The following is a 14,571-nucleotide window of genomic DNA, read 5'->3' on the forward strand; positions in this document are numbered from 1 at the left end:
ACCATCGGGTTGGAGCAGATGTCGGCGTTCGGGGTCAGGAGGCAGTGTTGGTTCTCGGTCCGGTGTCGGCAGTTGGAATGAGCGGTCCCCGCTTGCGGGACTAAGCTGCGGAAGGACAGAGAGGGGAAGTTCCCCCCACTGCCTGACCGCTCTGAGGAGCGATTAACGATGTTCGAGAGGTTCACCGACCGCGCGCGGCGGGTTGTCGTCCTGGCTCAGGAAGAAGCCCGGATGCTCAACCACAACTACATCGGCACCGAGCACATCCTCCTGGGCCTGATCCACGAGGGTGAGGGTGTCGCCGCCAAGGCCCTTGAGAGCCTCGGGATTTCGCTCGAGGCGGTCCGCCAGCAGGTGGAGGAGATCATCGGCCAGGGCCAGCAGGCCCCGTCCGGGCACATCCCCTTCACCCCCCGTGCCAAGAAGGTCCTGGAGCTGTCGCTCCGGGAGGCCCTTCAGCTGGGCCACAACTACATCGGCACGGAGCACATCCTGCTCGGCCTGATCCGTGAGGGCGAGGGCGTCGCCGCCCAGGTCCTGGTCAAGCTGGGTGCCGATCTCAACCGGGTGCGGCAGCAGGTCATCCAGCTGCTCTCCGGTTACCAGGGCAAGGAGACCGCCGGCGCCAGTGGCGGCCCTGCCGAGGGCACCCCCTCGACGTCCCTGGTCCTCGACCAGTTCGGCCGGAACCTCACCCAGGCCGCTCGTGAGTCCAAGCTCGACCCGGTCATCGGGCGCGAGAAGGAGATCGAGCGGGTCATGCAGGTGCTGTCCCGCCGTACGAAGAACAACCCGGTCCTGATCGGTGAGCCCGGCGTCGGCAAGACCGCCGTCGTCGAAGGCCTCGCCCAGGCCATCGTCAAGGGCGAGGTGCCCGAGACCCTCAAGGACAAGCACCTCTACACCCTGGACCTCGGCGCGCTGGTCGCCGGCTCCCGCTACCGCGGTGATTTCGAGGAGCGCCTGAAGAAGGTCCTCAAGGAGATCCGCACCCGCGGCGACATCATCCTGTTCATCGACGAGCTGCACACGCTGGTCGGTGCGGGTGCCGCCGAGGGCGCCATCGACGCGGCTTCGATCCTGAAGCCGATGCTGGCCCGCGGTGAGCTGCAGACCATCGGCGCCACCACGCTGGACGAGTACCGCAAGCACCTGGAGAAGGACGCCGCCCTCGAGCGCCGCTTCCAGCCCATCCAGGTCGCCGAGCCGTCCCTGCCGCACACGATCGAGATCCTCAAGGGTCTGCGTGACCGGTACGAGGCCCACCACCGTGTCTCCATCACGGACGAGGCGCTGGTCCAGGCCGCCACCCTGGCCGACCGGTACATCTCGGACCGCTTCCTGCCGGACAAGGCGATCGACCTGATCGACGAGGCCGGCTCCCGGATGCGCATCCGCCGGATGACCGCGCCGCCGGACCTGCGCGAGTTCGACGAGAAGATCGCGGGCGTGCGCCGCGACAAGGAGTCCGCGATCGACTCGCAGGACTTCGAGAAGGCCGCCTCCCTCCGCGACAAGGAGAAGCAGCTCCTGGCCGCCAAGGCCAAGCGGGAGAAGGAGTGGAAGGCCGGCGACATGGACGTCGTCGCCGAGGTCGACGGTGAGCTGATCGCCGAGGTCCTCGCGACGGCCACCGGCATCCCGGTCTTCAAGCTGACCGAGGAGGAGTCCTCGCGTCTGCTGCGCATGGAGGACGAGCTCCACAAGCGTGTCATCGGCCAGGTCGACGCCGTCAAGGCGCTGTCGAAGGCGATCCGTCGTACGCGTGCGGGCCTCAAGGACCCGAAGCGCCCCGGCGGTTCGTTCATCTTCGCCGGCCCGTCCGGCGTCGGTAAGACGGAGCTGTCCAAGGCCCTCGCGGAGTTCCTCTTCGGTGACGAGGACGCGCTGATCTCCCTCGACATGTCGGAGTTCAGCGAGAAGCACACGGTGTCGCGTCTCTTCGGTTCGCCCCCCGGATACGTGGGCTACGAAGAGGGCGGCCAGCTGACCGAGAAGGTCCGCCGCAAGCCGTTCTCCGTCGTCCTGTTCGACGAGGTCGAGAAGGCCCACCCGGACATCTTCAACTCGCTGCTGCAGATCCTGGAGGACGGTCGCCTGACCGACTCCCAGGGCCGGGTCGTGGACTTCAAGAACACGGTCATCATCATGACCACCAACCTCGGCACCCGGGACATCTCCAAGGGCTTCAACCTGGGCTTCGCGGCCTCGGGTGACAAGAAGTCCAACTACGAGCGCATGAAGAACAAGGTCTCGGACGAGCTCAAGCAGCACTTCCGTCCCGAGTTCCTCAACCGCGTCGACGACGTGGTGGTCTTCCCGCAGCTGACCCAGGGCGACATCCTCAAGATCGTCGACCTGATGGTGGCCAAGGTGGACGAGCGCCTCAAGGACCGGGACATGGGCATCGAGCTCTCCCAGTCCGCCAAGGAGCTGCTGTCCACCAAGGGCTACGACCAGGTGCTGGGTGCGCGTCCGCTGCGTCGCACCATCCAGCGCGAGATCGAGGACACGCTCTCGGAGAAGATCCTCTTCGGCGAGCTGCGCCCCGGTCACATCGTGGTCGTCGACACGGAGGGCGAGGGCGAGACCAAGACCTTCACCTTCCGCGGCGAGGAGAAGTCGGCACTGCCCGACGCCCCGCCGATCGAGCAGGCCGCGGGTGGGGCAGGACCCAACCTGAGCAAGGAGGCGTGACCCTGCGGGGTTGAGCCGTCGAAGAGGGCCGGTGCCGTTCGGGCACCGGCCCTCTTCGCATGGTCGGAGGAAGGGAGGGTGGGGGAGAGCCGTCGTCGCATGCGTTCCGCGACGGCTGGAGCCCACCCGGTTCTCAGGACAACTGGCCGTCGTAGTCCGGGAGTTTGAACGCCTTCTCGGCGTGGCCGCCCGACAGGTCGGTGGCGCTGTTGCCGACGTTCGCGATGATCGTGTAGCCCTTGTTCTCGATGTCGACGCGCTGGGCGGTCTTGTAGGCGGCGACGTCCTTGAACAGGTCGAACAGACCGCGGGCGTAGAGACCGGAGACGTCGTAGCCGTCGTGCTCGAGGTTCCACTCGGTGGGCGCGTAGATGATGCCGGGGCGGGCGGTGACGAAGAACAGGGAGACGCCGTGCGCCTGGGCGTACTCGGCGACGTCCAGGACGGGCTTGTTGGCCGGCTGCGGGAAGCTGAAGCCGAAGTCGGTCTCCAGCGTGGTGTTGTCGATGTCGAAGACGATCGCCTGCTTCTCGCCGGGTCCGGCCGCGGCGATGCGCTGCTTCAGATAGGGCAGGGCCTGATCCATCACCGTCTGGCAGTCCTTCTGCCAGGTCGCATGGTCGACGTCCTCGGTGCTCGTCGCCGCGTTGGCGGGGACGGCCAGTGCCATGAGGGCGGAAGCGGAGACTGCGGTGACCGCTGCGCGGCGCGCCCAGGGGCGTCGGCTTCTCATGTGTGGGGGTCCTCTCACGTCCGTCTGCCGTTGTCTGGTGCATGTTCGGTGGCGAGGGTGGCGCAAGGGGAACCGTAGGGTTACTGAAGGGTAGGTGACCAGAGACGTGCGTCACATGATGGCATGAACATTACCGACCGGGAGGCGTCAAGTCCCGTAGCAGATCTGGCCGTTCGGGCGGGCGAGTCGGGGGAGTCGGGCGAGTCGGGCGCGGGGGACGGTGACCGTGAACCGGACCTGGCGCTAGCCCGCGGTGTCATGACCCTCGGGTCATCCATGCGGCTTTCCCTGGGGCCTGGTTGAGGGACGGCAAGGTAGTCCCGGTCATATCGCGGAGAGTGTGGATCTTGCGGGCCGGTGACATGCCGCACAGGCGATTTGTCCGTTACTAGGGCGGATAGTGGCAGCCCCGATGTGGGCAAAAAGGATTTTTGGTTAGGAACCTCAGGGGCGGTTTTGCCGTCGTGGGCCGGATCGGATTCCCGTCTGTCCCTGATGGGCGTTGTGTCAAGGAGTGGGAAGTTTTGCGGTGAAGTACTAGCTTCCGTCGTAGATCACAGGTTTTGGGCTCCGTGGGTCTCCGGGTTACCAAGGGATGGTCCACCCGACGGCCGCCTGTGCGCCGGGTGGCTCTTCTGTCCCCGTCTTCCCGAGGTTTCTATGTCTTCGCGTGTCACGTCCCGTTCCTCCCGTACGTCCCAGCTCCGCACCCGCGCAGCCGTCCTGGCCGCCGGCCTGGGAGTGTCGGTCGTGCTGGGTGCCGGGGTCGCGGCAGCCGCCGATGCCACCTCCGCCTCCAGCGCCGCGAGCGCCGCGAGTGCCGTCGAGGCGCAGGCCGCCGCGCAGGCCAAGGCCGCCAAGGCCGCGGCGAGCGCGAAGGTGAAGGCGCAGGCGGCCGCGGAGAAGACCGCTGCCAAGAAGGCCGCCGCTGCCAAGAAGGCGGCCGTTGCCAAGAAGGCGGCCGCGGCCAAGAAGGCCGTCTCCTGGGTGCACCCGGTGAAGAAGTACAAGCTGTCCGCGAAGTTCAACCAGGCCGGCGGTATGTGGCAGTCCACCCACAGCGGGCAGGACTTCGCCGTGTCCAGCGGCACGGACGTCGTCGCCGCCCACGGCGGTACGGTCGTCAAGGCCGGCGGGAACGGCGCCGGCGACGGCCCCGCGTACGGCAACGCCATCGTCATCAGGCATGGCAACGGCACCTACTCGCAGTACGCCCACCTGTCGCGGATCGACGTCAGGGTCGGCCAGGTCGTCGCCACCGGCCAGCACATAGCCCGGTCCGGCAACACGGGCAACTCCAGCGGCCCGCACCTGCACTTCGAGATCCGCAGGACCCCGAACTTCGGCTCGGCCGTCGACCCGGTCGCCTTCCTGCGCGCCAAGGGCCTGTCCCTCTAGGGCGGGCGCGTCCGGGGAGGGAGCGTCTAGGACGGGTGCGAGGCCTGGTGCGCCTGGGTCACCAGGTCCGTGGCGACTTCGAGGACCGCCCTGCGCTTGTCCTCGGGGTCGCCCTCGACGTCGTTGAGGACGAACATCCCGGCGTGCAGCGTGAACATCGCGCTGACGCAGCGGACCTGGTCGATCAGCTCGGCCTGCGGGTCGACGAGGATGTCGCGCATGCCCATCATGCGGCTGCGGAACGTCTCGCCGATGCTCAGTTCCTTCACCGTCCCCTGGTTCTCCTGCATGAAGCGGAAGAGCGGGGTCGCGCCGGCGAGGGCGTCGCTGTAGCGGCGGATGATCTCGTGCTTGGTCTCCAGCGACTGCGGCTGCTTCCCGCCCCACTCGATCAGTTCCACGATCGGCTGTGAGAGGTCCTCGAAGATGCTGACGAGGATCTCTTCCTTTGTCTTGAAGTGGTAGTAGAGCGCCGCCTTGGTGACGTCGAGGCGCTCGGCGATCTCGCGCAACGACGTCTTCTCGTAGCCCTGCTCGGCGAAGAGTTCGAGCGCCACGTCCTGGATGCGCTGGCGGGTGTCTCCGCGGCGCTGATGCTTGGTGCCGTCCATGGTGCCGCCCATCCTTGCACTCCCGAGAAACTTACTTGACGCCCGGCTAGTTGCGGGTCTACCTTCCCAGTGTAGTCAACTAGCCGGGCGGCAAGTAAGTAGCTGGCCGGGGGGAACGCCCAGGGAGTGGGGACGATGGCGGACACACAGACGGTCGAGACGAAGCCCGAGAAACAACCGAAGAGCGTGCGTGTGGTGCTGCTCGCGCTCATGATCACCATGATGCTCGCGATGCTCGACAACATGATCGTGGGCACGGCGATGCCGACGATCGTGGGCGAGCTCGGCGGACTCGAGCACCTGGCCTGGGTGGTGACGGCGTACACGCTGGCCACCGCGGCGTCCACCCCGGTCTGGGGCAAGCTCGGTGACATGTACGGCCGCAAGGCCACCTTCATGACCTCGATCGTGATCTTCCTGATCGGCTCCGCGCTCAGCGGCATGGCCCAGAACATGGGCGAGCTGATCGGCTTCCGGGCCGTGCAGGGTCTCGGCGCCGGCGGCCTGATGGTCGGCGTCATGGCGATTATCGGTGACCTGATTCCGCCGCGGGAGCGCGGCAAGTACCAGGGCATGATGGCCGGCGTCATGGCGCTCGCGATGATCGGCGGTCCGCTGGTCGGCGGCACCATCACCGACAACTGGGGCTGGCGCTGGTCCTTCTACATAAACCTGCCGCTCGGCGTGGTCTCGCTCGCTCTCATCAGCGTCGTGCTGCACCTGCCGAAGAAGCGCTCCCAGGCGGGCATCGACTACCTCGGTGTCGTGCTGCTGACCGTGGGCATCACCTCCATCGTGCTCGTCACCACCTGGGGAGGTTCGCAGTACGCCTGGACCTCCGCGCGGATCATGGAGCTCATCGGCATCGGTGTGGCCGCGCTGATCGGGTTCGTGTTCTGGCAGACCAAGGCGGCGGAGCCGGTCGTGCCGCTGCACATCTTCCGCAGCCGCAACTTCACGCTGATGTCGGTCATCGGCTTCATCACCGGTTTCGTGATGTTCGGCGCGACGCTGTTCCTGCCGCTGTACCAGCAGTCCGTGCAGGGTGCCTCCGCGACCAACTCCGGGCTGCTGCTCCTGCCGATGCTCGGCGCGATGCTGGTCACCTCGATGGTGGCCGGCCGGGTGACCACCAACACCGGCAAGTACAAGGTGTTCCCGATCGTCGGCAGCGCCCTGATGATCGTCGGGCTGTACCTGCTGTCCACGATGGACACCGGGACCTCGCGGTTCATGTCCGGTGTGTTCATGGCGGTCGTCGGGCTCGGCATGGGCTGCCTGATGCAGATCACCATGCTGGTCGCGCAGAACAGCGTCGAGATGAAGGACATGGGCGTCGCGTCCTCGTCGACCACCCTGTTCCGTACGCTCGGCTCCTCCTTCGGAGTCGCGATCATGGGTGCCCTGTTCAACAACCGCGTCCAGGACGTCATGACCGAGCGGGCCGGGGCGCTGGGCGCGAAGATCACCGAGAAGTCGGCGTCGCTGGACGCGAAGAGCCTGGAGAAGCTGCCGACGGCGGTGCGCGAGGCGTACCAGCACGCGGTGTCCGCGGGCACTCACTCGGCCTTCCTGCTCGGCGCGATCGTCGCGGTGGTCGCGCTGGTGGCGGCGGTCTTCGTGAAGGAGGTCGCGCTGCGCGGGACGGGACCGAAGCCGGAGGAGGGTCCGGCGGACGGCGCGGCAGTGCAGCCGTCGGTCGTCGAGGCCGTCTGATCCCACAGTGAGCCGAAGGCCCCCGGCAGGTGTCCGCCCCGGGGGCCTTCCTCATGCCTGACACGGCTCGGGGGGGGGCGTTGTCAGTGCCCCGTGCGACCATCGGGCTCATGGACAAGATGCGGCAGTTGCGGCTGGCCAAGGACGCCATGGACCGCGACTGGGCCGATCCTGAGCTGGACCTTGGCGCGGTGGCCGCGCACGCCGGGTACTCGCGCTACCACTTTCTACGGGCCTTCAAGGCGGCGTACGACGAGACGCCCGGCCACTATCTGACGCACCGCCGCATCGAGCGGGCCGAGGAGATGCTCCGCAGCGCCGATCTGAGCGTCACCGAGATCTGCCATCTGGTCGGCTTCAGCAGCCTCGGCACGTTCTCGGCCCGCTTCAAGGACCGCACAGGGCTGACGCCGAGCGAGTACCGGACCATGCACGTCGGCCGCGGGGCCGCGCTGATACCGGGCTGCTACGCGATGCTGTGGGCCGGCGGCTTCCCGCGCCGGGCGGCGATTCAGGAGCGCAACTCTGAAGAAGCGTCCTGACCCCCGCCCTGCCTACGGTGACGGACAGAACACCGGAACCGAGCCGGAAAGAGCAGAACCATGATCTTGGGCCTGGGCATCAGCACCGTATGGACCTTCGACCAGCAGCGCACCAAGGCCTTCTTCACCGAGAAGCTGGGCTTCGAGCTGCGGGACGACGTCTCCATGGGAGACATGAAGTGGATCACCGTCGGCGCCAAGGACCAGCCGGGGGTCGAGCTGGCCCTGATGAGCCTGGACGGCCCGGGCCTCGACCCGGAGTCCGCCGAGGCGCTGAGGAGGCTGGTCAGCAAGGGGGTGCTGGGCGCTGGGGCGTTCCGCACGGACGACTGCCGCGGGGACTACGAGACCTTCAAGGCGCGCGGCGTGGAGTTCCTGCAGGATCCGCAGGAGCGGCCGTACGGCATCGAGGCGATCTTCCGTGACGACAACGGCAACTGGTACTCACTGACCGAGCGCAGCGAGGGACTCGACTTCACGAAGGACTTCGGGTGACCACCGTCGCCGCCGAGCACACAGCCGTCCGCGTGGCCCTGTGGCGGGCCCTGCATCTGCGGGCCGATCCACCGCCGTACGTCATGGAGGACGAGATCGGGCTGCGGCTCGTGGATTCGGGTGACGGGTGGCGCGACCGGCCCGACATGGACGTGCACGCCACACGCCGCACCAGGGCGTCCATCGTGGCCCGGGCCCGGTTCGTCGAGGATCTGGTCGTGGAGCGGGCGGAGGAGGGCGTGGATCAGTACGTCGTCCTCGGTGCCGGGCTCGATACGTTCGCGCAGCGGCGGCCGGAGGTCGGCACCCGGGGGCTTCGGGTGTTCGAGGTCGACCGGCCCGGGCCGCAGGCCTGGAAGCGGCGGCGTCTTTCGGACCTCGGCTTCGGAGTGCCCGAGTGGCTGCGGCTCGTGCCGGTCGACTTCGAGGGGGACTGGTGGGGGCAGCTGGTCGGGGCCGGGCTCGACACCGGTCGGCCCGCCGTGGTGGCCTCCGCCGGCGTCACGATGTATCTGACCCCGGAGGCGATCGAGGCCACCTTCCGGCTCGTCGCGGGCCTCACCCCCGGCTCGACGCTGGTCACGACCTTCCTCCGGCCGATCGAGGACGTCGAACCGGAGGAGCAGCCACAGCTCAGGATCGCCATGAAGGGCGCCCGCGCCGCCGGGACCCCCTTCCTCAGTTTCTACCGGCCGCCGCAGATCCTCGCCCTGGCCCGCGAGACCGGCTTCCGGGAGGTCCGGCACATCTCGGCGGCGGATCTCGAACAGCGGTACTTCGCGGGCCGGACGGACGGGCTGCGGCCGTCGAGAGGGGAGGAACTGCTGGTCGCCACCACCTGAGAGCCTGTGAAGGGCCCTACGGCAGCATCGGGTAGGTGCCCGTGTTCGTCGGCGCATGCTCCGGCAGCCACAGCGCCGCCACGGCGCCCTCCGCCGGTACGTGATCCGGTGCGCCCGCCGGGCGTACGTTGCGGAAGGTCAGCCGGGCGCCCAGCACGCGGGCCTGGCCGGCAGCGATCGTCAGGCCGAGGCCGTGGCCGTGGCCCGCGCGGTCGGCGCTGCCCGTGCGGAAGCGGCTCGGACCGTCGGCCAGGAGGTCGGAGGGGAAGCCGGGGCCGTGGTCGCGGACCCGGATGACCCGGCCCTCGACGGTGACCTGGATCGGCGGCTTGCCGTGCCGAGCGGCGTTGGCGAGCAGGTTGAACAGCACGCGCTCCAGGCGGCGCGGGTCGGTCGTGAGCATCGACTCGTGCACCACCCGCACTTCGACGGCCGGGTCCTTGGCCGCCACCCGCCGGGTCACGAACTCGCCGAGCACGATGTCCTGCAGCTCGGCCCGCTCGGAGGCGCTGTCGAGGCGGGCCACCTCCAGCACGTCCTCGACGAGGGTGCGCATGGCCCTCGCGCGGTCCAGGACCAGCTCCGTGGGGCGGCCGGGCGGGAGCAGTTCGGCGGCCGTCAGCAGGCCCGTGACCGGAGTGCGCAGCTCGTGCGCGATGTCCGCGGTGACGCGCCGCTCGGCGTCCAGCCGCTGCCGCAGCGCGTCCGCCATGGCGTCCACCGCGCGCGCGAGATCGTCGGTCTCGTCCCGTACGACCCCGCCGATGGCCTCCCGTACCCGGACGTCGGTCTCGCCCTTGGCGACCTGGTTCGCGGCGGCCGCCGCCTTGCGCAGCCGCCGGGACAGCTGCCCGCCGATCATGACGCCGAGCGCGCTGCCGCAGAACACGACCGCCACGGAGCCGATGACGAGCGCCTGGTCGAGGTCCTTCATCACATTCGTGGACCGGTCCGGCACACGGCTGTGCAGGGACAGCACCCGTCCGTCCTTGGTCGGCACGGCCGCCCAGATGTCCGGCACCCCGCCATGGTCGGTGACGTCGCTGGCCTTGCGGCCATCCAGGACCTTGTCGCGCAGCGCGTCCGGCAGGTCGGGGTCGTCGATCTTGATGTTGGGGAAGTTCGGCCGCCGGTTCAGGTCGTAGTTGCGCTGCGCGATCTGGACGCGCTCATTGGCCAGGTCGCGCGCGTTGTCGAGCATCGAGACCCGGGCCGCGTTGTGCACCACGAAGCTCAGAGTGATCGCCACCAGGCCGGCCACCAGCGCGATCGCCGCGCTGAGCTTCCATCTGAGCCCGGTGCGCAGGCCCGCGCGCTCCATGCGCCGGACCGGGGAGCGAAGGATCCGCCGCATGACCGCCCCGCTCAGGCCTTCAGCTTGTAGCCGAAGCCGCGGACCGTCTCGATCCGGTCCTGGCCGATCTTCTGCCGCAGCCGCTGCACATGCACGTCGACGACCCGGGTGTCCCCGCCCCAGCCGTAGTCCCAGACACGCTCCAGCAGCTTGTCGCGGGAGAGCACGGTGCCCGGCGCGGAGGAAAACTCCAGCAGCAGGCGCATCTCGGTCGGGGTGAGCGCGACCGGCTGCCCGGCCCGGCGCACCTCCATGCCCTCGGTGTCGACCTCCAGGTCCCCGAAGGTGAGCACGGCACCGGTCAGCGGGTCCTCCGCGATCTCGGTCCGGTCGCTGCCGCCCGCGTGTCCGAAGCGGCGCAGTACGGCCCGGATCCGCGCGACCAGCACGGCCCCGTCGAACGGCTTGGTCACATAGTCGTCGGCGCCCGCCTCCAGGCCGAGGACGACGTCGATGGAGTCGGCGCGCGCCGACAGCATGATCACCGGAACGGTGGACTCGTCCCGGATCCGACGGCACAGGCTGACGCCGTCCAGACCGGGGACCATCACGTCCAGCAGGGCGATGTCGGGGCGGTCGGCCCGGAACGCCTCCAGACCCGACAGGCCGTCGGGCATGGCGGTGACCGCGAAGCCGTCCCGCTCCAGGGCGAGCTGGGTGGCCTCACGGATGACATCGTCGTCCTCGACGAACAGGACGTGGGTCTGCTCTGCCATCCCGTTGCTCTCTGTCCTCGTGGTGTGCGTGTGTGTGCGTGTGGGGGGTCAGTGGTCCGGCGCGGGCGTGGGCGTGTCGTCGTCGCCGGAGTCGAGCTCGCTGTAGTCGGTTTCGTGGGTGCTGCGCTGGGCGAACCGGCCCGCTTTCCATCTGTACGTGGTCACGGTCTCTCGGGACGGGTTCGAAACCGCGTCGTCCGTGTCGTACACCTGCTTGGCCACGGTCAGGTCGGTGCCGTCGATCTCGGCGTAGACCGGCGACTCCTCCGCCTTGAACACATTCTCGTACGTGCCCTTGACGTCCCGGTACACGTACGTGGCGATGCCCACGAAGTCACCGCAGCTTGAGATGTTGACGAGGACGTCGTTGACGGAGCCGCCGGTCAGATAGCCGTAGGAGACCTCGACCGGGTAGTGGTCGGCGTTGCACGGCTTCAGCTCCCGCTTCACCGTGGCGGAGACCTTCGGGTCCTCCTTGACCAGCGAGACCGCGTCCACCCGCCGGTAGCCGCCGGACGGGCTCGGTGAGGGGGAGGCGACGGCTTCCGCGACCGCGGTCGCGTGCGCCGGGCCCTCGTCCCGGGCCCCGGTGCCCCCCGTGCCGCACGCGGTGGTGACAAGGGCGACGACGGCGAACACGGCCCCCACCGTGATCACCGCCTGTGAACTGCCTCGGGCCCGTTCGGGCCCGGCCCCGGTCAGGCCGCGCAACGCTCCCGCTCCCCACGCTCCAGCGCGCGTGCGTCCAGATCGCGGCTCTCCAGCTCCTCGCGGAGCCGGGCGAGCGCCCGGTGCAGCGTGCTCTTGACCGTTCCGGCCGACATGCCGAGTGCGGCGGCCGTCTCCTCCGTTGACATCTGCTCCCAGTGTCGCAGGACAACCACACTGCGCTGCTTGGGTGCGAGAACTTTCATGATGTCCATGAGCAGCGCCCGGTCCGCGTGCTGCTCGGTGTTGTCGTCGACCGAGGCGTCCGGCAGCTGCTCGGTGGGGACCTCCTCCAGTTTCCGGGCCCGCCACCACTCGGTCCGCGTGTTGATCATCACGCGGCGCAGGTAGGCGTCCGCCAGGCGCTTGTCGGCGATGCCCTCCCAGCGGCCGTAGGTCCGCACGAGCGCCGTCTGGAGCAGGTCCTGGGCGTCCACCGGGTCCGGGACCAGCCGGCGGGCGCTGCGCAGCAGCGCGTCCTGTCGCGTGCGGACATACTCCTCGAACTCGAGCACCTCGCCCTGCGCCATCTCGAACCGCCTCCCGATCCCCGTTCCCGGCCGGCTTGATCGCCGTCGGTCTGTTCCGTAACAGCCCGCTTCTGCCGGGCACACAAATGAAGCTACGGAGGTGTTGTCACGGCGCTGTCCGAAGCAGCGCTCGGCTAGCAATCAGCTGTCCGTCGGTTGTGTAACGGACGTAGGAACGGGGTAAACAGGTGCGCCTAATCATGTGGCTATGGGGTGATTTGGCAGGGTGATGGAGCGTGATGCGGCGTGACGTTACGAGCGGTTACGTCAACGGCAGCCGATACAAACCACCGGACAGCGGCTCCACGAGACCGTCCGCGACGAGTCCGTCGAGCGCCCGCGCGCGCTGCAGCGGTTCGTGCCACACCCGGTCCAGGACCGTGTGCGGCACGGGTGCATGGGACTCGCGCAGTACGGCGAGCAGCTTGCCGCGCACCTGCCGGTCCGTCCCCGCGTACGTCTGCCCGCGCCGCGGCGGCCCCGCGTGTTCGGGCTTGCCCGCCAGCCGCCACGAGCACTGCGCGGCGATGGGACAGCGCCGGCACGTCTCGTTCTTGGCGGTGCAGATCAGTGCGCCGAGTTCCATGGAGGCGGCGGCCCAGCGTGCGGCGGTCCGCTCGTCCTCGGGCAACAGGGCGCGGGCGAGCTTGCGTTCGGCGGCGGTGGTCGCGTTCGGCGGGTACTGGACGCCGGTCACCGCGCGCGCGAAGACCCGGCGGACGTTCGTGTCGAGCACGGCGTGCCGCTGCCCGTACGCGAACGAGGCGACCGCCGCGGCCGTGTACTCGCCGATCCCGGGCAGCGCGAGGAGTTGGGCGTGGTCGGTGGGTACGTCCCCGCCGTGCCGCTCCGTTATGGCCACGGCGGCGCCGTGCAGCCTGAGGGCGCGGCGCGGGTAGCCGAGCCGGCCCCAGGCGCGGACCGCCTCGCCGGGGGCCTCCTGGGCCAGGTCGGCGGGGCGCGGCCAGCGGGCCAGCCACTGCTCGTACACGGGCAGCACGCGGCTCACCGGTGTCTGCTGCAGCATGAACTCGCTGACCATCACGCCCCAGGGGCCGGCTTCCGGGAGCCGCCACGGAAGGTCACGGGCGTGTTCGTCGAACCAGTCGATGACGGGGGAGTGCAGGTCCTCGCCGAGAGGGGAGCCCGCGAGGGCGTCGGCAGCGTCGTCGGCGGGGCTGCTGTGCGGGGGCTTCGTTGGCGCAGTCATGGCCTACCGATCCTGCCATGGCGCCGGGCGGTTGGGCGGTCGTCGCGCGTGCGGTGCGTCGTGCGGGCCTGCACGCCCTGCGAACCGGGATGATGATCCGGAAAAGTTGACGTACTGGCGGCGGGTGGGGCAAGCGAACGCCTGGATCTCTCGTACAGTTTGCGCCGTGGGATCTCTGCGCAATCCTGTCGGGCCGCTTCCCTCCACCATCTACTGGCGCCGGAGGGCCGTACTCGTGTCTGTGTGCGCCTTGTTGGCGCTGCTGGGCACGTGGATCGTCACGTCGGGCGGCGGCGGCAAGAAGGACAACGGCGGCTCCAGCAACAAGAATCCCTCCCCCTCGACGATCACGCCCGGGCCCTCGGGTTCGGGGCCCGCGATCAGCCAGGCGCCGGGCGGGCGGAACGAGTCGAGCGGCGGCTCCAGCGGGTCGGATTCCGGGGGGAGTTCGGGGTCCGGTGGCTCGGGGACGGGTTCCGGTGCCGGGACCGGCGGTTCCGAAGGCGCGGGTGGCGGTGGTGCGGCCGGTGGCGGCCCCAGCATCGGGGTCGGCAGGGACGACACGGTCGCGACGGATTCCACGCTGCCCAACTGCACCGCGAGCGGCGTGGAGTTGACCGTCCGCAGCCTCCGCAACACGTACTCGCCCGGCCAGACGCCCACCCTGCTGCTGACCGCGACGAACTCCTCCGCCGGCGACTGCAAGATCGATCTCGGGCCGAAGAGCGCGGTGTTGACGATCACCGAGGCCGGCAGCGACGACGACTACTGGTCCTCGGCCGACTGCCCCGAGGGCTCCGGCAGCCTGGTGTTTCGGGCGCCGGCGCGCAGCAGCATCACGTACACCCTGAAGTGGGACCGCAAGCCGAGCGCTCCTGAGTGCGCGACGCCCCCGGCGGGATCGGCCGGGCCCGGCACGTACCTGGTGGAGGCGACGGCTGCGGGGTACGCGAAGGCGCAGACGTCTTTCCTGATCAAGGCGGACTGAGGGCCTTCCCCGGGCGCTCCCCGGACAGGGC

The 14,571-nt window shown here is 69.2% G+C and carries 14 protein-coding genes; 7 read left to right on the top strand and 7 right to left on the bottom strand.

All coding sequences use genetic code 11. From position 1 onward, the window contains the following. Positions 1-168 precede the first annotated feature (168 nt). Positions 169-2,697 (top strand): ATP-dependent Clp protease ATP-binding subunit, encoded by a 2,529-nt coding sequence (locus OOK07_RS24510; RefSeq protein WP_266682903.1) that lies wholly within the window; start codon positions 169-171, stop codon positions 2,695-2,697. A gap of 133 nt (positions 2,698-2,830) precedes the next feature. On the opposite strand, the gene OOK07_RS24515 is transcribed toward OOK07_RS24510, so the two are convergent. Next, positions 2,831-3,430: an HAD family acid phosphatase gene (locus OOK07_RS24515; protein WP_266682904.1), complete on the bottom strand. Its 600-nt coding sequence runs from the start codon at positions 3,428-3,430 to the stop codon at positions 2,831-2,833. A gap of 660 nt (positions 3,431-4,090) precedes the next feature. Here OOK07_RS24515 and OOK07_RS24520 point away from each other — a divergent pair. Further along, complete coding sequence (locus OOK07_RS24520) at positions 4,091-4,828, top strand: M23 family metallopeptidase (RefSeq protein ID WP_266682905.1); 738 nt, start codon at positions 4,091-4,093, stop codon at positions 4,826-4,828. 26 nt (positions 4,829-4,854) lie between these two features. On the opposite strand, the gene OOK07_RS24525 is transcribed toward OOK07_RS24520, so the two are convergent. Further along, the gene (locus OOK07_RS24525; RefSeq protein WP_266682906.1) at positions 4,855-5,451 is read right to left on the bottom strand and encodes a TetR/AcrR family transcriptional regulator; all 597 of its coding nucleotides are present in this window, start codon (positions 5,449-5,451) and stop codon (positions 4,855-4,857) included. Positions 5,452-5,574: 123 nt separating this feature from the next. Here OOK07_RS24525 and OOK07_RS24530 point away from each other — a divergent pair, with 123 nt between their 5' ends. The 4 genes from OOK07_RS24530 (at position 5,575) to OOK07_RS24545 (ending at position 9,034) form a co-directional block, all read left to right on the top strand. Next, positions 5,575-7,155 (top strand): MDR family MFS transporter, encoded by a 1,581-nt coding sequence (locus OOK07_RS24530; RefSeq protein WP_266798515.1) that lies wholly within the window; start codon positions 5,575-5,577, stop codon positions 7,153-7,155. 110 nt (positions 7,156-7,265) lie between these two features. Continuing rightward, positions 7,266-7,697 (top strand): helix-turn-helix transcriptional regulator, encoded by a 432-nt coding sequence (locus tag OOK07_RS24535; RefSeq protein ID WP_266682908.1) that lies wholly within the window; start codon positions 7,266-7,268, stop codon positions 7,695-7,697. A 60-nt stretch (positions 7,698-7,757) separates the two neighbouring features. After that, complete coding sequence (locus OOK07_RS24540) at positions 7,758-8,192, top strand: VOC family protein (RefSeq protein WP_266682909.1); 435 nt, start codon at positions 7,758-7,760, stop codon at positions 8,190-8,192. Then, positions 8,189-9,034 (top strand): class I SAM-dependent methyltransferase, encoded by an 846-nt coding sequence (locus tag OOK07_RS24545; RefSeq protein WP_266798517.1) that lies wholly within the window; start codon positions 8,189-8,191, stop codon positions 9,032-9,034. The genes OOK07_RS24540 and OOK07_RS24545 overlap by 4 nt, the downstream gene beginning before the upstream one ends. Positions 9,035-9,050: 16 nt before the next feature. Here the strand turns inward: OOK07_RS24545 and cseC are convergent, their stop codons facing one another. The 5 genes from cseC to OOK07_RS24570 form a co-directional block, all read right to left on the bottom strand. Continuing rightward, positions 9,051-10,388: a two-component system sensor histidine kinase CseC gene (gene cseC, locus OOK07_RS24550; RefSeq protein ID WP_266682911.1), complete on the bottom strand. Its 1,338-nt coding sequence runs from the start codon at positions 10,386-10,388 to the stop codon at positions 9,051-9,053. 11 nt (positions 10,389-10,399) lie between these two features. Then, complete coding sequence (gene cseB / locus OOK07_RS24555; RefSeq protein WP_266519037.1) at positions 10,400-11,104, bottom strand: two-component system response regulator CseB; 705 nt, start codon at positions 11,102-11,104, stop codon at positions 10,400-10,402. Positions 11,105-11,152: 48 nt separating this feature from the next. Next, on the bottom strand, positions 11,153-11,815 hold the full coding sequence (locus tag OOK07_RS24560) for a hypothetical protein (RefSeq protein WP_266798520.1): 663 nt from the start codon (positions 11,813-11,815) through the stop codon (positions 11,153-11,155). Further along, on the bottom strand, positions 11,803-12,342 hold the full coding sequence (locus OOK07_RS24565; protein ID WP_266519041.1) for a SigE family RNA polymerase sigma factor: 540 nt from the start codon (positions 12,340-12,342) through the stop codon (positions 11,803-11,805). The genes OOK07_RS24560 and OOK07_RS24565 overlap by 13 nt, the downstream gene beginning before the upstream one ends. Positions 12,343-12,604: 262 nt before the next feature. Then, complete coding sequence (locus tag OOK07_RS24570; protein ID WP_266682913.1) at positions 12,605-13,552, bottom strand: HhH-GPD family protein; 948 nt, start codon at positions 13,550-13,552, stop codon at positions 12,605-12,607. A 166-nt stretch (positions 13,553-13,718) separates the two neighbouring features. Here OOK07_RS24570 and OOK07_RS24575 point away from each other — a divergent pair, with 166 nt between their 5' ends. Further along, entirely contained in the window at positions 13,719-14,540 is an 822-nt protein-coding gene (locus tag OOK07_RS24575; RefSeq protein WP_266682914.1) for a hypothetical protein, read from the top strand. Positions 14,541-14,571: the final 31 nt, after the last annotated feature.

It is taken from the genome of Streptomyces sp. NBC_00078 (assembly GCF_026343335.1).
Classification (GTDB): Bacteria; Actinomycetota; Actinomycetes; order Streptomycetales; family Streptomycetaceae; genus Streptomyces.